Raw genomic sequence first — 18,469 nt, forward strand, 5'->3', positions numbered from 1 at the left:
TGCCCCGGGCTAATCCGGCGGATTGTGCTGCGCGAGGAAGGCGACGAGCGCCTCCAGCCAAGCGCGTTCGCTTTCTTCCTTGGCAAGGTTGTGATTGTCTTCGAGTTCGAGCGTTTCGAGCGTCTTCCCGGCCTTCTCTGCCGCTTCCACCATGGTCTTGAACTGCGAGAATGGAACCCGGGTGTCCTCGTTGCCGTGAACCAGCAGGACCGGCCGCGTCAGGCGATGGATTTGGCTGGCGGGCGACACATCGTCGAGATCGATCTCGGCATCGCCTTCGCCCTTGACCTTGCGCCGGAAATCCTTGCGATAACGGCGCTCCATATATTTGCCGCTGTATTTGATCTGCGCATTGAAGTCGGTCACGCCAGCAAAGCTGGCCGCGCATCGATAGCGCTCGGGATTGCGGATGACACCCCACAGCGCGGCATAACCGCCATAGCTTGCCCCGACCATGCAGACGCGCCCGGGATCGACGAACCCCTTCGCGACCGCCCAATCCATCGCATCGTCGAGATCGTCCTGCATACGGCGGCCAATCTGGCCGTCGCCCAGTTCTTCGAACGCCTCGCCATACCCGCCCGATCCGCGGAAATTGGGCTGCAGTACGGCATATCCGCGACTGGCGAGCAGTTGTGGCCAGTCGTCGTAGCGCAAAGTGTCGCGGATACCGTAGGGCCCGCCATGCGGCAGCACCACCAAGGGAAGATCGTGCGCTTCCCGGCCGCGCGGCAAGGTCAGGTAGGCGCGGATCGGCGTCCCGTCGCGCGCCGCATATTCGATCGCGCGAACTTCGCTCATGCGGGTGTGATCGATCTCGGGGCGTAACGCCGCGATCATCTTCAGGCTTCGCTGCGCCGGCGTGAAGACATAAAGCGCGCCAGGATCGGAGGCACCGTACTGCATGACCAGCATGCGCTCGGTCCCGGCCCGCGACGCGATGCTTATCCGGCTTCCGGGCAATGCCTGTTCGAGCGCCTTCTGGTGCGCGGCCATCTCCTCGTCGAACCACACGGTCTGCCGCTCGTCATCGGTATAGCGTATTCCGACCAGCTTGCGATCATTGAAGAGGACGGAATCAACGTCCCACCCCGGCTGCTGGTGGATCAGCCGGCCAGGTTCACCGGTTGCATAGTCGAACTCCCGCAAGACCTGCCGGCCGTCCGCCCCCTTCATCATCGCGTAGCCGGTATCACTCCCCGCGTAGATGCCGAGGATATCCCAATTGTCGAGCTCTTCGGCGTCCCGCTTGAGCTTGGTCACCCGTCGCAAGTCCTCGCCAGGCGCCGAACGATAGTGGATGATGGTCGAGTCGCCGCGAGTCCAGCCAACCCCCATGCGGACCGTGCCCTGATCGTCGGCAAACCACTCGTCGACCAGCCGGTCGCGCTTCTGCACCTTCACCGCCCCGTCTTCTCCCGACCCGTCGAGCGGATAGCGCCAGACATCGGGTTGCTCGAAAAGGCTTTCGGACATCGATAGGATGATGAACCGCCCGTAGGGGTCGATGTAGAGGACATCGTCACCCTCCACGCCCTGCTTGCGAAACCCGATGGCCGTGGCCTTTTGCGTCGGTATGTCGAACACGACGAGGCGGCTGATGGGTATCGGCATGCCGAAAAAGCTGGTGGTTGCCTCGATCGACATCAGGATACGATCCTCGCCCGCCCAGCGGAACCAGTTGAAGCCGTATTTCTCGCCGGTGCGGATCGTGTGGAGCGGCTCGAGCGTATCCGAGTCCATGAGCACGACCTTCGCCTCTCCATCGGAGCGGTGGACGAAGGCGAAGCGCGTGCCCTTGGGCGAGAGCATGGCCGTGCCGAAGTCGCTGCGCGTGCTGAAGGCCGCAATGGGAATTTCAGCGTTCTCGACTGCCAAATGGGAAACGGGTTCGGTCGGACCATTCCCTTCCTGGGCAAATGCCGGACTTGCCGCGGCCAGCACCACGGCACAGAATACCTTCACGAAATTCATGCGACCCCCGAAATCAAACCCCCGCGAGACCTTAGCGCAAGATTGTGACGGCGCAAGCTACTACACTATTGGCGGGCAGTCATCGCGATCGAATACTTGGCTCTGTCACGGCTTGCCGCCCTCGAGGAACCCTTCGAGTTGGCCGAGCCGTTCCTTGCCGAACCACATTTCGCCGTCGACGAAGAAGGTCGGGATGCCGAAGGCGCCGCGCTCGACCGCATGTTCGGTATTGGCCACGAGTTGCGCCTTCACCTCCGCGTCCTGCGTCGCGGCGAGCAGGCGTTGGGCATCGAGCCCGGCCTGCGCCAGTTCGCACGCGACCGCGTCGGCATCGGCGCAATCGATATTGCGCTCCCATACCGCGGGCAGCAGCGCCTCGACGATCGCCTGTCGCTCGGCCTCGTCCTGCGCGGCAACCAGCACGCGCTGGAGCATGATCGAATTGAAGGGCAGCGCCGGGTGCATGCGGAACCGGTCCATGCCGTGGCGGTCGAGGAAGCGCTGGAACTCGAGCGCGGCATAGGGAACCTTGCCCTTCACCCCGGCGTCGCGGATCATCGGCGGCGCATTGCCGGTAAGCTTGTGCATCCCGCCGAGGAAGACCGGCGTTACGGTGAGCTGCGCCCCGGCCCGCGCGACGATATCCTTGAGCGGGTACCAGGCGAGATAGCCGTTGGGCGCGGCGAAATCGAAGATGTATTCGACGGTCTTGGGCATCGGGCCTCCTCTTCCTCCACGTTCCTCCCAAATCCGCGCCACCGGGACAATGGGAAAAGCCTGCAAGCTTCACTTGCGAATGATTTGCAATAGCATAGGATCGGCCGAAAGGAGATCGCATGGCCCATTCGTCTGATTCGCCCGCCCTCGACCTGCCGCTGCCCGCGCGGCGCCACCAGACGCTCGGCCTGGTGATCCTGCGGCGGCTGGCCGCGCACGGGCTCCAGGACGCGCGTGCGAGCCTGCTCGCGCTCGATGCGGCGGGAACCGATTTCCGCAGGCTTCTGGTGCTGGCACGCGCGCTGGTGCTCGATCTCTCGCGCAGTTCGCGGCGCAAGATCCTGCTAGCGCCCTGCTGTGCGGCGGGAATGACGCGCGACGAGGGGCTGTTGATGACGCTGGTCGGCGGTGCGGGGCTCGATGTCCATGCCGCGCTGACCGACGATGCGCGCTGCCCCGTCGCCATGGGCAGCGCGCATGCGCTGGGCAAGGAGCTGGAGCGGATCGCGATCCGCAACGGCTGGAAGCTCTAGAGCCCCGTCACGCCGCCGCAGCTACGCGCGCGGGCGTTGGCTAGGCTGCCGGCATCGCCCGCGCGATGATCGCCTGCGTGTCGATCTCGGCATCGAAGGCGCCCACACTCATGCCGCGTTCGCCCAGCCGCAGGGTACAGAAAGCTTCGGCCAGCGGGCTTTCCCATTCGAGCAGCACGGCGGCCTGCGACAGCAACGCGAGGCGTTCGACCGCGAGCCGCGCGGTGGATTCGCGGATCGCCGCAGGATCGAATGCCACGAGCGCCGCGTCATAGGCCGAATGCAGCCCCTTTTGCGCGCCCAGCCATTCGAGCATCGCACCGACCGTTTCGGGCTCGCGCGCGGCCGCGCGCAGCACGTCGAGTGCGATGACATTGCCCGAGCCTTCCCAGATCGCATTGAGCGGCGACTGGCGGAACAGCCGCGGCATCGGGCCCGCCTCGACATAGCCCGCCCCGCCATGCGCTTCCATCGCCTCATAGACCATGTTCGGCGCGCGCTTGCAGACCCAGTATTTGGCGACCGGCGTCAGCAACCGCGCGAGCGGCTCGTCGCCATCGAAGGCCTGCGCGAGCCGCATGCCGAGCGCCATCGCCGCTTCGCTTTCTAGCGCGAGGTCGGCAAGGACATTGGCCATGAGCGGCTGGTCGACCAGCTGCTTCTGAAAGGCCGTGCGATGGCTCGTATGCCATAGCGCCTGCGCCAGCGCCGCGCGCATCTGGCTCGCCGAGCCGATAACGCAGTCGAGCCGCGTGTGCTGGACCATCTGGATGATCGTGGCGACACCGCGCCCTTCTGGCCCGAGCCGCTGCGCCAGCGCGCCGTGATATTCGACTTCGGAGGATGCGTTGGACTTGTCGCCCAGCTTGTCCTTGAGCCGGATGACGCGAAAGCCCGTGTTGCGCGTCCCGTCGGGCAACCAGCGGGGGACGAGGAAGCAGGTCAGCCCTTCCTCGGTATAGGCGAGCGTCAGAAAGGCGTCGCACATCGGCGCGGAACAGAACCATTTGTGCCCTGTGAGGCTGAACCAGCCGTCCTCGCCCGTGCGCACCGCGCGGGTGGTATTGGCGCGCACGTCCGATCCGCCCTGCTTTTCGGTCATGGCCATGCCGATCGTTACCCCAGCCTTTTCCTGCGCCGGGCGGAAGGCGGGATCGTAACGGCCTGCGGCGATCCGCGGCACCCACTCGCTCGCCACCGCCTCCTCGGCCCCCAGCGCGGGCACGGCGGCATAGGTCATCGTCATCGGGCAGCTCGTCCCGCAGTCGACCTGGCTGGTAAGGTAGAGGATTGCGGCATGCGCGACATGGCCCGCCGCCCCGCCCTGCCAGGCAGTGGAGGCAAAACCGTTATCGAGCCCCAGCCGCATGAGCGAATGATAGGCGGGGTGGAAACGCACTTCGTCGATGCGATGGCCGTAGCGGTCGTAATTCTCGAGCACGGGGAGCACGCGATTGGCCTCGACGCCCCATTCGATCGCTTCGGCAGAACCGCAGCTTGCGCCCAGCCCGACCAGATGCTCGCCATGCGCCGCGCCGCCAGCTTTCGCGAGCGCGGCGACCAGCGCGCGATCGCCCGAAAACGGGTTGTGGCCTTCCAGCGGTGGCGGCTGGTTGAAGACCTCATGCGTATCGAGCATGCTCACCGGCTGGTTGTTCGGCATTGTCCTCTCCTCATCACCCGCGCCGCTACGGCGGCGGCGCGACGCCTCTGCGTGCGGCTAGAACCCCGCCGCGGTCAGCGCACGATCGAGGTCTTCCTCGAGATCCTCGATATCCTCCAGCCCGACATTGATCCGCAGCAGGCCCTCGGTCACGCCCATCTGGTCGCGATCCTCCTGCGTCATCCCGGCATGGGTGGTGCTCGCCGGGTGGCACATCAGGCTGCGCGCATCGCCGATATTGTTCGAGATATCGACCAGTTCGAGCGCGTCGAGCAGCGCGAAGGCGGTCGCGCGGTCGCCCACGTCGAGCGCGAAGATCGGGCCGGTGGCGACCATCTGGCGCGTCGCGAGGGTGTGGCGCGGATGGCTCGGCAGGCCGGGATGGAGGATCCGGGGCACGCGCGGCTCGATGAACTTGCCCAACTCGACCGCATTCTCGCTCTGCCGGCGAGCGCGCAGGTCGAGCGTTTCGAGCCCCTTCATCACAATCCAGGCGTTGAAGGGGGCGATATTGGGTCCGGTGTTCCGCTGGAAGGGCAGCAGCACCTCGTCGATCCATTGCTGCGAACCGCAGACCGCGCCCGCAAGCACCCTGCCCTGCCCGTCCATCAGCTTGGTCGCGCTGTAGGCGACGACGTCGGCACCGAACTCCATCGGCTTCTGCAGCGCGCTGGTGGCAAAGGCGTTGTCGACCACGGTGGTGATGCCATGCGCCTTCGCCACGCCGCAGACATGCGCGAGATCGACCACGTCGAGCGTCGGGTTGGCGGGCGTCTCGAAGAAGAAGACCTTGGTGTTGGGACGGATCGCGGCTTCCCAGGCATCGTCGTCGGCGCTGTCGACCACGCTGGTTTCGATCCCGAAGCGCGGCAGAAGATGGTCGAGCAGCCAGCGACACGATCCGAAGGCGGCGCGCGCGCCCACAACGTGATCGCCGGCCGAGAGCTGGCACAGCAGCGCGGTAGTCATCGCCGCCATCCCACTCGCCTGTGCGCGGCAGGCCTCGGCGCCTTCCATCAGCGCGATGCGCTCCTCGAGCATGGCGACGGTCGGGTTCTGGAGGCGCGAATAGGTCATCCCCCCGGCCTCGCCCGCGAAACGGTCGGCGACGGTCTGCGCGTCGTCGTAGGTGTAGCCCGAGGTGAGGAACAGCGCCTCGCTCGTCTCGCCATGCTCCGATCGCCAGGTACCGCCGCGCACGGCCTGCGTCGCGGGGCGCCAGTTGCGAGTGATCGAGCGGTCCATGCCGGTGGTCTTCTTCATGCGCTGCGGGATAGCACGGCGCGCCCGCGCGGCAAGCGGCTCAGCCTTCCAGCGCGGCAAGCCCCGCTTCGCCGACATCGCCGCGCCCGACCGCGCGGAGCATCTTTGCCCCCTCGACCACGGCGAGCACCGCGCGCGCGCCGACCCGCGGATCGGCATCGGCCGCAGGCAGGGCATGGCGGTGCCGCTCTGGCTGCTGTTCGTCGCCGCGACCTCCAGCACCGGCCGGCTCGCCATGGTCGCTCGCCTGTTCTGGCTGGAAAAGCGCCCGGCCTCCGAAGCTTAGCGCTTGAAGCGGGAGCGCGGCTTTTCTAAGCCGCTTGGCGATGAGCCGGGCGCCCGAGCAACCCAAGGATCCGATCCGCTGGTGCGCCGCGCTGGCGCTGGTCTTCTGGCTCGCCTGCCTGCCCTACCTGACCGTCGTCGCGAAACCCTATTTCGACGAGATCCACTACCTGCCCGCCGCGCGCGAACTGCTGGTGCTCGGCGAGTTCACCAATCGCGAACACCCGCTGGTCGGCAAGGAACTGCTCGCGCTCGGCATCGCCCTGTTCGGCGACAATCCCTGGGGCTGGCGGCTGCTGCCCAGCCTGTTCGGCACGCTGACGCTGTTCGCCGCCATGCGCGCACTGTGGTTCGCCACGCTCAGCCGCTTCGCGACGCTCGCCTATGGCGTGCTGCTGGCGACGGGCTTCCACCTGTTCATCCACGCGCGCATCGCGATGCTGGACATCTTCTACCTCGCCTTCCTCGCACTCGCCGCGTGGCACTTCGCCGGTGCGATCCGCCAGCCCGAGCAGGGCCGCTGGAGGCTGGCACTCACCGGCATCGCGCTGGGCCTCGCCATGGGGGCCAAGTGGAACGCGCTGGTGGTCGCCATGCTGCCCGGCCTCGCCTTCTTCTTCGCCCGCGTGGCGGCCGGCCGCCGACGCCTGTTCCGCAGCCGCCGCGGCGCGCCGGTGCCCGGCACCACGCTGATCGAGGCCGCGCTGTGGCTCGGCGTGGTACCGCTGGCGGTCTATGCCGCAACTTTCCTCCCGGCCTTCTTCTTCCGCATCAGCCCGATCACCGAGGGGCTGGTGTACCACCACCAGTTCATGCTCTCGCAGCAGGAGCAGGTCCTGAAACCACATCCCTACCAGTCGACCTGGGAGCAGTGGGTGCTGAACGTCCGCTCGATCTGGTACCTCTACGAGCCGGTCGACGGCGTCCAGCGCGGGATCATGCTGATCGGCAACCCGCTGACCATGCTGCTCGGCCTGCCCGCGCTCGCCTGGTGCGCTTGGCACGGCTTTGTCCGTCGCCATTGGGCCGCGCTGGGTGTGACGGTTCTCTATGTAGCGAGCCTCGGCTTCTGGATATTCGCCGCCAAGCCGGTGCAGTTCTATTATCATTACGCACTGCCCAGCATGGCACTGCTCGCCGCGCTGGCGCTTGCCTGCGATGCGCTATGGCAGAACGGTCGGCGCAAGACCGCGCTGGCGCCCGTGATCGGCAGCGTGCTGGTGTTCGCCTGGTTCTACCCGATCATCAGCGCCGCGCCGCTCACCGGCCCCGACAGCTTCGCGGTGTGGACCTGGCTCGCGAGCTGGAGGTAGGCCTCCCCCGGCGGGGGAGGGGGACCATGCGAAGCATGGTGGAGGGGCACCGACGCCTGATCGGAACCCGGATGCCAAACCATCAATGGGAAATGTGGTGCCTACGAGGGGGCGTCCTGAGCAGTGGAGAGTGCCCCTCCACCACCTGCGGTGGTCCCCCTCCCCGTACCGGGGAGGCCGATCCTAATACCTGCCCCAGACGAAGCGGCTCGACAGGGCGTAGTTCCAGACCGAGCCGATGCCGATGCCGACCAGTGCCGCGAGCACGGTGTGCAGGCCGCGATCGTGTAGCGTCGTCGCCACCGCGACATTGGCGAAGGCGCCAATCGAACAGGCGGCTATGAAGGCCGCCCAGCCCCAGAAGATGCCCTTGGGCGTGCTCAGCCGCTTGTCGCGATAGGTGAGGAAGTTGTTGAGCCAGAAGTTGAAGCTCATCGCACCGAAGGTCGCGACCGCCTGGCTCCAGCTGAAATTGGCCCCGCCGAACAACAGGAAGGCGTAGAGGATCGCCATGTGCACGCCGACGCCGATCACGCCGACCGTGCCGAACAGCGCGAAGCGCGTCGGAATCACCCGGCCGAAGCTCTTGTCGTAGAGGCCGGCAAGGAAATCGAGCGCGATGGCGCGGTCCAGTTTCGATTCGCCGGAGCGGCGGGCGGAGAAATTCATCGGGAAATCCTTCACCTTGAGCGGTGTTTCGGAAGTGGCGAGCAGGTCGAGCAGGATCTTGAAGCCGATTCCCGAAAGGTTCGGGACCAGCGCGCGCGCGGTGGCGGAGGGCAGCAGGAAGAAACCGCTCATCGGGTCGCTGAGTTCGACCCCGGTAAGCTTGCGCGCGAGCGTGTTGGCGACGCTCGAAAGCTTCTCGCGGTCGGGCCGGCCCCACTCCTCCATGCTCGCGCCCTCGGCGAAGCGGCTGGCGACGGCGACATCGGCCTCGCCCGATTTGACGCAGGCGAGCATGTCGACGAGCAGCTTGGGATCGTGCTGGTGGTCGGCATCCATCACCGCCACGTAAGGCGCTGCGGTGGCGCAGAAGCCTTCGATCGCGGCGCTCGACAACCCGCGGCGGCCGATCCGCTGGATCACGCGGACGCGCGGGTCGGAAAGCGCCAGCCGACGCGCCTCGTCGCTGGTGCCGTCGGAGGAATTGTCGTCGACGATCAGCACTTCCCAGCCCGACAGGCCCAGAGCGCCCTCGATCCGCTCGACCAGCGGCGCAAGATTGTCGCGCTCGTTGAGCGTCGGCAGGATGATTGCCAGCTCGAGCGGGCGGGCGCTGGCAAGGGTCGCGGTGGCCGTGTCGGGCTGCGTCTGCGGTGTCATATCCATTGCATGACCCGGTTACGTGCCATTCCTCAAGATGTGGTTACCATCTTCCTAACAATCGCGTCGCCGATATCCTCGGTCGAGGCGGTCCCGCCGAGGTCGCCGCCGAAGACGCGATCGGCCAGAATGGCCTCGACCGCGCGCTCGATCCGCGCCGCGTCTTCCTCGCGCCCGAGCGAATGGCGTAACAGCATGGCGAGGCTGAGCACCGCCGCGACCGGGTTGGCCTTGCCCTGCCCGGCGATGTCGGGCGCGCTTCCGTGGATCGGCTCGTAGAGGCCGAAGGTGCCGTAATCGGTCTGCCGTTCGCCGAGGCTCGCGCTCGCGAGCAGGCCGATCGAACCGACGCAGGCGGAGGCCTGATCGGAGAGGATGTCGCCGAAGAGGTTGCCGGTGACCACCGTGTCGAACTGCCCCGGCGACTTGACCAGCTGCATCGCGGCATTGTCGACATACATGTGCTCGAGTTCGACCTCGGGGTATTCCCCGGATACCGCGATCACGGTCTCGCGCCAGATGCGGCTGGTCTCCAAGACATTGGCCTTGTCGACGCTGGTCAGCCGCTTGCCGCGCCCCATCGCGGCGCGGAAGGCGGTGTGCGCGATCCGGCGCACCTCTGCCTCGTTGTAGGACATCGCGTCCCAGCCCTCGCGCCCGCCCGCGCTCATCCGCTCGCCCTTGTCGCCGAAATAGACGTCGCCATTGAGTTCGCGCACGACGAGGAGATCGATGCTGCGCGCGACCTCGGGCTTGAGCGAGGAAAGGTGTTCGAGCCCGGGAAAGCCCGCCGCGGGGCGCAGATTGGCAAACAGGCCGAGCTCGCTGCGCAGGCCGAGGATCGCCTGTTCGGGGCGAAGCGCTCGCGGCAAATCGTCGCAGGCAAAATCACCCACCGCGCCGAAGAGAATGGCATCCGCGGCACGTGCCATCTCGAGCGTCTCTTCGGGCAGCGGATGGCCGTGACGGCGGTAGGCGGCGGCACCGACATCGCCCTCGAACAGGGTGAGGCCCGGCAGCGAAAGCGTCTCGAGCACGCGCAGCGCCTGCGCCGTCACTTCGGGACCGATCCCGTCGCCGGGGAAAATTGCGATCTTCATTCCACCATCCGTGCCAGTCGCTGCCTCAGGAGTTGCCGTGCAGCTAGGACGTCGGCGCGCGTGTCGGCAAGCAGGTAGCGCGCGATCAGCGGCTCCTGGCGGTCGAGAATTTCCAAGGCCTCGCCAAGGTCCGCTATCTCGGGCCGCTCGCCGCCATAGCCCAGTTCGCGCAGCAGCAGCGCCTCGTAGAGCGCCAGCGCCGCGACCCAGTCGCGCGCCGCGCCCGCCGAACAGATCGCGTCGAGCAACCCGCCGAGCGCGGTGTGCAGCGAGGGATAGGGATTGCGCTCGGGCAGTGCGGCGGCGGTCAGCGCGGTCGCCCAGGAAATCGCCGCGGCGGGCAGCGGTTCACCCAGCCACGGTCCGCGGCTGGTCACCAGCTCGAGCCGCGCGAAGGGCAGCTGGCTGTCGGATTTCGCGCGGATCTCAGCCTGCACGACATTGCCCGGAATCACCACCGGGCGCAGCTGCCGCCCGCGCCCGCCCGCTACATAGGCCGCGACCAGCCCGTTTTGTTCGGTCAGCATGCGCGCGATCACCGCCGTCTCGCCATGCGGGCGCGCGGCGACGAGGATGGCGGGTGCGGTGAGGTGCATGGCGCGTCCCTACCCTGCGGCAGGGGCGACGGTCACTTGAGCTTGGCTTCCAGCGCCGCGACGCGGGCCTTGAGGTCTTCGGCCTCTTCGCGCGCCTTGCTCGCCATCGCCTTGACCGCGTCGAATTCCTCGCGACTGACGAAATCCATCCCGCCGAAAGTGCCCTTGGCGCGTTCGCGCGCCGCGTCGCGCGCCTCGCGGGTCATGCCGGCAAGCGTACCGGCCGCCGAATTGGCGAGTTTGACGAAGTCGGCGATCAAAGGGTTCTGGCTTTGCATGGGCGTTACCTAGGCGCGGAGCCGCGCGCTATCAATTGCCTATCCGCACGCGCTCGACAGCGCCGTCGGGATTTCCCTCGCCGGCCTGCGGGTTGAGCTGGAGGAACTGGTAGTTGAGCAGCGTCGCGAAGCAGACCCAGGCGAGATAGGGCAGCAGGAGCAGCGCGGCACCCCGGCGGACGCGCCAGAACAGAGCGATCACCACCAGCAGCGTCAGCACGATCAATCCCAGCACAACCAGCGCTCCGGTGATCTGCTGTGCGCCGAAGAAGATGTAGCTCCACGAGAGGTTGAACGCGAAATGCACCGCGAAGGCCCACAGCGCCGCGGTGCGCCCGCGCGCGCCCCAGGCCGAGGCGACGATCGCCACGGCAAAGCCGATCATGATGTAGAGCACGGTCCAGACGATCCCGAACCACTTCGGTTCGGGGAAGATGGCAGGCTTTTCGAGGCTGGCGAACCACGCGGTGTCGGGGCTGCCGAGCTGGCCGGCGAGGAAGCCGAGCAGCACCACCAGCGGGACGGTAAACAGCGCCCAGCGAATGAAACTTGCGCGCAGCTGCCCGCGCGACGCCAGCATGTTCATGTCGATTTCCCGTCAACGATTCGTTTCATGCGCCTTTTGGCGAGGCCCGTGCGCAGTGGCAATGCGACAGGACGAAATCGTGCCACGACGGGTCGCCGTGGTCAAAATCGCAGCATGACCTTGCGCGCCAGCGCCGGCGAGGCCGAATGGACCGCCTTGAGCACCTTGACCATGCCGACATTGGCCTCATCGTGGCCCTTCTCCAGCGCGTGGACGATCTGGCGCGCGCATTCCGCCGGCGGCATCTTCTTGTTCCTCCGCCCCGCGGTCATCTGCGTGTCGACCACCGGCGGCAGTGCCTCGATCACTGCGATATTGGTGTCGGCCAGCTGCGCGCGGATCGCCTGCGTGTAGCTGCGCAGCGCCGCCTTGGTCGCGCAATAGACCGGCCCGCCGGCGCGGGGCGCGATGGCAAGGCCGCTGGTGACGTTGACGATCGCCGCCTCCGGACGCAGCTTGAGGCGTGGAACCAGCGCAGTGATCAGCCGGATGGGCGTGTTGAGATTGGCATAGATGCAGTCGTCGGCTGCGTCCGGATCGGGCGCCGCCTCGCGAAAATCGTGATCGACCCCCTGCCCGGCATTGTTGACCAGCACGTCGATCGTGCGGTCGCCGACCGCATGGAGTATCCGTTCGGCGCCGAGCGGCGTGTGCAGATCGGCCTCGATCGCCTCGAAGCCAGCCGCGCGCATCGCCTCGAGCCGCTTGAGCGAACGGCCCGTGACGATCACCTCGGCACCCTTGGCCTTGAGCTGGTGCGCCATCTGTTCGCCAATACCCGCCGTGCCTCCGGTGAGGAGCACACGCTTGCCGTTCATGTCCATCAGGCTTTCACGATTCCTTTTGCCACGAGGCTGCGAACGGTATCCTCGAGCGTCTGTTCCGCGGGGATGAAGCTGAAGCCGAGCACCTCCTCGGTATGCTTGCCCGAGACATCGCGCACGTTTCCGAGCTCGCCCTTGATCTGCTTCATCTCGTCCATGAACAGTGCGAGGAGCTTGACCAGCCAGTTGGGCATCGGGCGCCTGGGCACCTTGGCTGCGTGCTCGGGCACCCGCTGGCGGACGATCTCGGCCATTTCGCGCAGCCAGAGAAATTTCTCCGAGGACGGGAAGCGTTCGCCGCGGACCGTCTCCGCGGGCGCCTCGATCGCGCGGACATGCGCCTCGGCGACGTCGCGCACATCGGTGACGCAGATGCCCATGTCGGGGATCAGCGGGATCGAGCCGTCGACGATCTTCTTCACCAGTTCGACGCTGGTCGACATATCGTCGTCATAGACAGGGCCGAAGACCGCGACCGGATTGACCGAGCAGAAGGTCATCGTCGGCGCGTGCATCGCCACCCAGTCGCGCGCGGCGCGCTCGGCCACGGTCTTGCTCTCGATATAGGGCGGCACGCCTGCGGTCAGATTGGTCCAGTCGAGATGGGTGAAATTGTCCTTCTCGGGCTGGCCGTAGGCGATGGCCGCCGCGCTGCTGGTCTGGACGAAACGCTCGATCCCCGCCTCGTGCGCGAATTTGAGCGCGCGCAACGTGCCTTCGCGCGCGGGGACGACCAGTTCGTCCTTGTCCTTGGGCACGCCGATCGGAAACGGCGAGGCGACATGCGCGACCGCGTCGCAACCGGCATTGGCCTCGGCCCAGCCGGCATCGCTCATCAGATCGGCCTGGAAGACCTTGAGCCGCTCGCCCGCATCGGCCCAGCGCGCGCGCAGTTTCGGCTCGCTCCTGGCCTTGTTCCGGACGGTGGTGTGGACGCTGTAGCCCCTGGCCAGCAGCTGGTCGATCACCTCGCCGCCAATATAGCCGGTGCCCCCGGTTACCAGTACTGTGCCTGCCATGGCCTCGCTCCCCCTGTCTTTTGTCAGGCGGGAGGTTAGGAGGGTTGGTTGCATCAAGCAACGGAGCGCGGATGAAGCAGGTCGATTTCCTCGTGGTGGGTGCCGGGATCGCCGGATTGTCGGCGGCGGCACGGCTGGCGCGGCATGGCGAGACGCTGGTGTGCGAGGCCGAACCCGCGCCCGGCGTTCACTCTTCGGGCCGCAGCGCCGCCTTCGCCCATTTCGACATGGATGCCCCGCTGGTGCGCGCGCTGACCGCGGCGAGCCTGCCGCTGCTGGAGGAACCGGGTGCGCGGGTGCATCCTGCGCTGTTCGTGGCGCTCGAGGGGCAACAGGCCGAGCTCGACCGGCTCGAAACCCAGTACCGCCAATGGGCGCCGCAGGTGGAGCGGCTTTCGGTGGAAGAGGCGCTGGCGCACGTGCCCATCCTGCGCGCGGACGAAGGCGGGATCGTCGGCGCGCTGCTCGATCCGAGAGGCCGCAAGCTCGATGCGCATGCCCTGCTCGAGGGGCACCGCAAGGCGTTGCTCGCAGCGGGCGGCACGCTGGCCACGAGCGCGCCGGTCACGGCGATGCGTCGCGAGGGCACGCGCTGGATCGTCGAGACCCCTAGCGCCAGCTATGCCGCGCGCGTCGTCGTCAACGCCGCCGGATCCTGGGTGGATGCAGTCGCCGGGCTCGCCGGGGTCGCCCCCATCGGCATCCGCCCGCTGCGCCGCACCGTCATCACCTTCGATGTGCCGATGGATGTCTCCGCCTGGCCCTTTACCAAGACCGTCGGCCCGGGCTTCTACATCGAGCCCGAAGGCAGCACCCGGCTACTCGCCAGCCCGATGGACGAAGGCGCCAGCGACCCGTGTGACGTGCAGCCCGAGGAGGAGGATATCGCGCTCGCCGCCTGGCGGGTGGAGCAGGCGACCACGCTCACCATCCCGCGCCTCGCGAGCAAATGGGCGGGCCTCAGGAGCTTCGCGCCCGACAGGCTGCCGGTCGCAGGCTTCGACCCGCAGGCCCCGGGCTTCTTCTGGCTGGCGGGACAGGGCGGCTTTGGCCTCCAGACCTCGCCCGCCATGGCGCTGGCCGCCGAAACGCTGGCGACGGGCGGCGCATGGCCCGAAGAACTGCGCGCGGTGGGAGTCAAGCCTGAGATGCTGGAAGTCGAGCGGCTGCGCCAGATCTCTTACTGACTCACCTTGGCGCGGTTGGCAGGGACGGCGAACCGCGCCTTGCTCCAGGCGCAGGCGGCCGCCGCTCCCAACCGGTGCTGGAAGTCAGTGATACGCGTCGCGATCCCCGAAGCCTCTTCGAGCTTCGCCAGCCGATCGTCGTCATTGGCCGCCGCGTCGGCATCCATCATCGCATGCTGGTGGGCAGCATATTCGAGGTTCAGGTCCATTTCGGTTCTCCTGCTGTTGCGGGGATGCCGATGCATGGCCGCATGATGGGGTTTCAAATCAGTCGACCATCGCGGCAACAAGGCGTCGCAGTTCGATCGCGGGTATGGCCGCGGCTATGGAGACGCTGTCCCGCATCGCCGGGTGGGTTGCCGCGCAATATCGCGGCGAAAGTACCGGGCGCGGATTGCCGCGCCTGTTTTCGTGAATCATTCCGTGTTCGGCAGGCTTGCTGCCGCCTTCTAGTAAGTCAGCGCCGGTAACCGCGCTTGCGGGCGCCGGCGGGCGATTGCCCCGGCGTCCGTTCGCGGAAGACGATCCGGCCCTTGGTCAGATCGTAAGGCGTCATTTCGACATGTACGCGGTCGCCAACGACCGAACGGATACGGTATCGGCGCATCTTTCCTGCGGTGTAGCAGATGATGCGGTGCTCATTATCGAGGGTAACGGCGAAACGGCCGTCGGGCAGCATCTCATCGATCATGCCCTCCATCGTAATCAGCTCTTCCTTCGCCAAACCATATCCTTTGCATACGACAAATTATCCGCGCGGACTCGTTCCGCGGCGGAGCCAAAGTTGAGTGAAAAGGAAGTGGTGCCACCGGGCGCTTTTAGCGCGACGTGGCAATCATTATCCGTCGCAACCGACGTTGGGAAATTTCAATATAGAAAATTATAAAAAAATTACAAGAGCAAGGTCCGTGGGCAACCAATCTTTGCATCTCCGGGTCCGGCCGCTTCGGCGCCCTGCGACGGTAACCATGAGCATCGTTGACAGGTCCGCCTAGCGCGTCAGCACCAGTTCCTCGGCTATGGTCGGGTGAATCGCCGTGATGACGACGCGCGGCGATTGGCCGGGCGAACTGCACGCGCTGGGTGTCTCCGCCGATATGCTGGCGGTGGAAAGGGTGCGCACCGCCGGCTAGGCAGCCTGCACGGTCGAAAGATGCACCGGGCGCTGGGCGAGCGTCCGCTGGATCTGCTCGACCACGCGGTCGATCACAGCGCGGACATGCGGCTGGCGGCGCGCCTCGTCGGTGGTGACCATCCAGCCGGGCGTGGTCAGCTCGTCGATCGGCGGGAGCAGGCGGACCAGGCCGGACACCGCATCGGCCATCATGCACGGCAGGATGGCGGCGCCGAGTCCCGAGCGGACACTCGCGATGATGCTCGACATCGAGCTGGCGCGATGGGCGATCTCGGCGTCGGGCACATGCTCGGCGAACCAGCGATTGGTAACGCTGTTGGCATCGGTCGAGGCGATCAGCGGATAGCGCGCAAGGTCGGCCACATCCGCGGGCATCCCCAGCCGCTCGACCATCTCGACCGTCGCATAACAGCCTTCGAGCATGTCGACGAGATGGCGGGCAATCAGCGAATCCTGCGTCGGCCGAGGGCCGAAACGGACCGCCACATCGGCTTCGCCGCGCAGCAGATCGACATAGTGCTCGCTCGTCAGCAGCTCGACGCGGATCTCGGGATGCTCGGCGCGCAGCAGGCCGATCGCCGGGATCACCCAGGCATTGGCGGCGGATTCGACCGTCGAGAGCCGGACCGTGCCCGAGAGCCGCCGCGATTCCGCCGCGATGCCGTCGCTGAAGGAAAGGACCGCCGCTTCGACGCCTTCGGCCGATGCGAGCACCGCCCGCCCGCGCTCGGTCAGTTCGTAGCCCGACGGCTTGCGGATGAAGAGCGACACCTCGACTTCTTCCTCGAGCGCCGTGATCCGGCGCGAGACGGTCGACTGGCTCACCCTGAGCTGCTTCGAGGCGGCCAGCGTGCTACCGGTCCGCGCCACCGCGAGGAAGTATCGTAGGTCGTTCCAGTCGAACATGGCCGGTCTCCGCCTGCAGGCTGTTATGCAATTATGCATAACGACAACGCAAGAGCAGTGTTAGCGCGGCGGCATGCCCAGGCGTATCAAGAATGCACGACGATGGAATGCTCCACCGCCCGATTGGAAATCGAATACCAGGAGATCCGCCATGACCATCACCAACACGTCCGCCTTCATCGCAGCCGCCTTCGTGTCGCTGCTCACCATTTCGGTCGCTGCCTCGACCTCGCCCCTCACGCTGCTTGCGGCCTGATCCGAACACGCACCAGCGATCCAGACCCCCCGGAGGGAAGCGCGGCTTTCCCTCTCTCCCCCCTGGCCCCCGACAGTCCGACTGGCGGGGGCCTGTTTTATAGTGAAGGGCCTTCCCGTTGCCGGTAGCCGCTGCGGGTCACCGCATCAGCACCAGCTCTTCGGCCATGGTCGGGTGGATCGCGGTGGTGGCGTCGAAATCGGCCTTGGTCAGCCCCGCCTTCACCGCAATCGCCGCGGCCTGCATCATCTCGGCGGCCTCGGGCGCGATCATATGGATGCCGACGATCTTCCCACTGTCGCCGTCGCAAACCATCTTGAACAGGCTGCGTTCGTCGCGCCCGGCGAGCACGTTCTTCATCGGACGGAAGTCCGACAGGTAAACCTTGACGCTGCCGAGCTTGTTCTTGGCCTCGCCCTCGGTCATCCCGACCGCCGCGATCGGCGGGTGACTGAACACCGCGCTGGGGATGCAGGAGTGGTCGACCGCGATCGGGTCGTGCCCGCCGAAGACGGTATCGGCGAAGGCCTGGCCCTCGCGGATCGCGATCGGGGTCAGCTGGACCCGGTCGGTCACGTCGCCGACGGCATAGATGTGATCGACATTGGTCTTGGAGAAACGGTCGACCTTGACCTCGCCCTTCTCGCCGAGCTCGACGCCCGCCTTGTCGAGACCGAGCCCTTCGGTGTTGGGCTTGCGGCCGGTGGCGAACATCACCTGGTCGACCACTTCCTCGTCGCAGGTCGACAGCTTGACCTTGAAGCGCCCGTCGTCGGTCTTCTCGATATATTCGAAGATGGTGTTGAACTTGAAGTCGATGCCCTTCTTCATCGAGATCAGCAGCAGCCGCTCGCGCAGCGCCTCGTCATAGGAACGCAGCAACTGGTCGCCGCGATTGACGAGGCAGACCTTGCTGCCGAACTCGTTGAAGATGCCCGCGAATTCATTGGCGATATAGCCGCCGCCGGCGATGATGATCTTCTCGGGCAGCTTGTCGAGGTGAAAGGCCTCGTTCGAGGTGGTCGCATGCTCGGCGCCCTTGCAGGTCGGAACCTGCGGGCGCGCGCCGGTGGCGATGAGGATATACTTCGCGGTGACCACCTTGCCGCTCGCCAGCGTGATCTCGTGCGGCCCGGTGATCTCTGCGCGCTCGTGGAAGATGGTGACGTCGTGGTTTTCGAGCGTGTCGGTATAGGCGCCCTCGAGCCGGTCGACATCGGCGAGGACATTGTCGCGCAGCGTCTGCCAGTTGAAGCGCTTGCCCTCGATCTCCCAGCCGAAGCGCTTGCAGTCCTCGAGGTCCTCGGCGAAATGCGCGCCGTAGACGAGCATCTTCTTGGGCACGCAGCCGCGGATCACGCAGGTCCCGCCGACGCGGTGCTCCTCGGCGATCGCGACCTTCGCGCCATGCGCGGCGGAGACGCGGCTGGCACGCACCCCGCCCGACCCTGCGCCAATGGTGAAAAGGTCGAAATCGTAACTCTCGGACATGCGGCGGCTCCCTTTGC

At 66.5% G+C, this 18,469-nt stretch carries 19 protein-coding genes; 4 read left to right on the top strand and 15 right to left on the bottom strand.

The genetic code is table 11. The features are described from left to right. Positions 1-9 precede the first annotated feature (9 nt). Complete coding sequence (locus K3181_RS01700) at positions 10-1,974, bottom strand: alpha/beta hydrolase family protein (RefSeq protein WP_221600208.1); 1,965 nt, start codon at positions 1,972-1,974, stop codon at positions 10-12. A gap of 105 nt (positions 1,975-2,079) precedes the next feature. Beyond that, positions 2,080-2,691 carry a 2-hydroxychromene-2-carboxylate isomerase gene (locus K3181_RS01705; RefSeq protein WP_221600210.1) on the bottom strand — a complete coding sequence of 204 codons (612 nt, stop codon included), beginning with the start codon at positions 2,689-2,691 and terminating at the stop codon, positions 2,080-2,082. A 119-nt stretch (positions 2,692-2,810) separates the two neighbouring features. Between K3181_RS01705 and K3181_RS01710 the strand changes: the two genes are divergently transcribed. Further along, positions 2,811-3,224: a DUF6628 family protein gene (locus tag K3181_RS01710; protein WP_221600212.1), complete on the top strand. Its 414-nt coding sequence runs from the start codon at positions 2,811-2,813 to the stop codon at positions 3,222-3,224. 40 nt (positions 3,225-3,264) lie between these two features. On the opposite strand, the gene K3181_RS01715 is transcribed toward K3181_RS01710, so the two are convergent. Beyond that, the gene (locus tag K3181_RS01715; RefSeq protein WP_221600214.1) at positions 3,265-4,887 is read right to left on the bottom strand and encodes an acyl-CoA dehydrogenase family protein; all 1,623 of its coding nucleotides are present in this window, start codon (positions 4,885-4,887) and stop codon (positions 3,265-3,267) included. Positions 4,888-4,944: 57 nt separating this feature from the next. Continuing rightward, positions 4,945-6,150 (bottom strand): trans-sulfuration enzyme family protein, encoded by a 1,206-nt coding sequence (locus K3181_RS01720; RefSeq protein WP_221600216.1) that lies wholly within the window; start codon positions 6,148-6,150, stop codon positions 4,945-4,947. On the opposite strand from K3181_RS01720, the gene K3181_RS01725 reads away from it, so the two are divergent. After that, on the top strand, positions 6,116-6,436 hold the full coding sequence (locus K3181_RS01725; RefSeq protein ID WP_221600218.1) for a hypothetical protein: 321 nt from the start codon (positions 6,116-6,118) through the stop codon (positions 6,434-6,436). The genes K3181_RS01720 and K3181_RS01725 overlap by 35 nt on opposite strands. A 40-nt stretch (positions 6,437-6,476) precedes the next feature. After that, positions 6,477-7,748 carry a phospholipid carrier-dependent glycosyltransferase gene (locus K3181_RS01730; protein WP_221600220.1) on the top strand — a complete coding sequence of 424 codons (1,272 nt, stop codon included), beginning with the start codon at positions 6,477-6,479 and terminating at the stop codon, positions 7,746-7,748. Positions 7,749-7,931: 183 nt separating this feature from the next. Here K3181_RS01730 and K3181_RS01735 read toward each other — a convergent pair whose 3' ends face one another. The 7 genes from K3181_RS01735 to K3181_RS01765 all read right to left on the bottom strand — a co-directional run bounded on the left by K3181_RS01735 (position 7,932) and on the right by K3181_RS01765 (position 13,477). Continuing rightward, complete coding sequence (locus K3181_RS01735; protein ID WP_221600222.1) at positions 7,932-9,074, bottom strand: glycosyltransferase family 2 protein; 1,143 nt, start codon at positions 9,072-9,074, stop codon at positions 7,932-7,934. Between the two features lie 32 nt (positions 9,075-9,106). Continuing rightward, positions 9,107-10,174 carry a 3-isopropylmalate dehydrogenase gene (leuB, locus tag K3181_RS01740; protein ID WP_221600224.1) on the bottom strand — a complete coding sequence of 356 codons (1,068 nt, stop codon included), beginning with the start codon at positions 10,172-10,174 and terminating at the stop codon, positions 9,107-9,109. Continuing rightward, positions 10,171-10,770: a DNA repair protein RecO gene (gene recO / locus K3181_RS01745; protein ID WP_221600226.1), complete on the bottom strand. Its 600-nt coding sequence runs from the start codon at positions 10,768-10,770 to the stop codon at positions 10,171-10,173. The genes leuB and recO overlap by 4 nt, the downstream gene beginning before the upstream one ends. Positions 10,771-10,802: 32 nt before the next feature. Continuing rightward, complete coding sequence (locus K3181_RS01750) at positions 10,803-11,048, bottom strand: accessory factor UbiK family protein (protein ID WP_221600227.1); 246 nt, start codon at positions 11,046-11,048, stop codon at positions 10,803-10,805. A 31-nt stretch (positions 11,049-11,079) separates the two neighbouring features. Next, complete coding sequence (locus tag K3181_RS01755) at positions 11,080-11,634, bottom strand: TspO/MBR family protein (protein WP_221600229.1); 555 nt, start codon at positions 11,632-11,634, stop codon at positions 11,080-11,082. A gap of 101 nt (positions 11,635-11,735) precedes the next feature. Then, positions 11,736-12,458, bottom strand: a complete 723-nt coding sequence (locus K3181_RS01760; RefSeq protein ID WP_221600232.1) for an SDR family oxidoreductase — start codon at positions 12,456-12,458, stop codon at positions 11,736-11,738. Then, on the bottom strand, positions 12,458-13,477 hold the full coding sequence (locus K3181_RS01765; RefSeq protein ID WP_221600234.1) for an NAD-dependent epimerase/dehydratase family protein: 1,020 nt from the start codon (positions 13,475-13,477) through the stop codon (positions 12,458-12,460). Before K3181_RS01765 ends, K3181_RS01760 begins: the two co-directional genes overlap by 1 nt. Before the next feature lie 71 nt (positions 13,478-13,548). Here K3181_RS01765 and K3181_RS01770 point away from each other — a divergent pair, with 71 nt between their 5' ends. Then, the gene (locus tag K3181_RS01770; RefSeq protein ID WP_221600236.1) at positions 13,549-14,664 is read left to right on the top strand and encodes an NAD(P)/FAD-dependent oxidoreductase; all 1,116 of its coding nucleotides are present in this window, start codon (positions 13,549-13,551) and stop codon (positions 14,662-14,664) included. Here K3181_RS01770 and K3181_RS01775 read toward each other — a convergent pair. The 4 genes from K3181_RS01775 to gorA form a co-directional block, all read right to left on the bottom strand. Then, positions 14,658-14,873 carry a hypothetical protein gene (locus K3181_RS01775; protein ID WP_221600238.1) on the bottom strand — a complete coding sequence of 72 codons (216 nt, stop codon included), beginning with the start codon at positions 14,871-14,873 and terminating at the stop codon, positions 14,658-14,660. The two genes, K3181_RS01770 and K3181_RS01775, sit on opposite strands and share 7 nt — an antisense overlap. Positions 14,874-15,121: 248 nt before the next feature. Next, positions 15,122-15,388, bottom strand: a complete 267-nt coding sequence (gene infA, locus K3181_RS01780) for a translation initiation factor IF-1 (protein ID WP_221600240.1) — start codon at positions 15,386-15,388, stop codon at positions 15,122-15,124. A 405-nt stretch (positions 15,389-15,793) separates the two neighbouring features. Next, positions 15,794-16,705 carry a LysR family transcriptional regulator gene (locus tag K3181_RS01785; RefSeq protein WP_221600242.1) on the bottom strand — a complete coding sequence of 304 codons (912 nt, stop codon included), beginning with the start codon at positions 16,703-16,705 and terminating at the stop codon, positions 15,794-15,796. A gap of 394 nt (positions 16,706-17,099) precedes the next feature. Beyond that, on the bottom strand, positions 17,100-18,452 hold the full coding sequence (gorA, locus tag K3181_RS01790) for a glutathione-disulfide reductase (RefSeq protein ID WP_221600244.1): 1,353 nt from the start codon (positions 18,450-18,452) through the stop codon (positions 17,100-17,102). Positions 18,453-18,469 lie beyond the last annotated feature (17 nt).

Origin of the sequence: Qipengyuania mesophila (genome assembly GCF_019711655.1) — a bacterium.
In the GTDB taxonomy this organism is placed as follows: Bacteria; Pseudomonadota; Alphaproteobacteria; order Sphingomonadales; family Sphingomonadaceae; genus Qipengyuania; species Qipengyuania mesophila.